The 700-nt window shown below is 59.0% G+C and carries 1 pseudogene; it reads right to left on the reverse strand.

Annotated elements, in window-relative coordinates:
* Window positions 1-700, reverse strand: a pseudogene (locus tag QHC67_RS18955) (ribonucleotide-diphosphate reductase subunit alpha); the annotation flags it as partial.

Genomic DNA, 700 nt, shown 5'->3' on the forward strand with positions numbered 1-700 from the left:
TCCCACGCAGTTTTGTAGGTGTCCCGCACGTCGATCGGAAGATCCGACAAATGCTGGACCGAACCGCCGTTCGCTACGATCGATGCCCACACATCTTCCCGATCCATGTTGAATTCGCGTAGCTTGCGAACCAGATCCGGGTTGCGGATCTCATGGTTTCCAGACAGCGTCTTATGATTGTAGACGTTGGCAGGAATGGGCTCGATCCCAGCAGAGGCGCCACCGGCAATGATCGAGATCGAAGCGGTCGGAGCAACGGCGATCTTGCAACAGAACCGCTCCAACTCGCCGCCGTCAATCGCATCGGGACAAGCGCCACGCTGGTGCGCGAGCAGCCGCGAGCAGCGGTCGGCCTGCTTCCGGATGGTCCGAAAGATGCGCATGTTCCAGACCTTGGCCGGCGCCGATTCCCAGGCAATGTCGCGCTTCTGGAGGAAGCTGTGGAAGCCCATGACGCCAAGGCCGACCGAGCGTTCGCGCCAGGCTGAATAGATTGCCTGCCGCATTTCTTGAGGAGCGCGCAGGATGAAATCGGTCAGCACATTGTCAAGAAAGCGGAACACGTCCTCAAAGATGACGTCGTTGTCAGCAATTTCATCCCAGTGGATGAGGTTCAGCGACGTGAGGCAGCAGACGGCCGAGCGGTGTCGGTTCTTATGATCACGGCCGGTCGGTAGGGTGATTTCGGAGCAGAGGTTGG

Source organism: Sphingobium sp. (genome assembly GCF_033795625.1).
Lineage (GTDB): Bacteria > Pseudomonadota > Alphaproteobacteria > Sphingomonadales > Sphingomonadaceae > Sphingobium.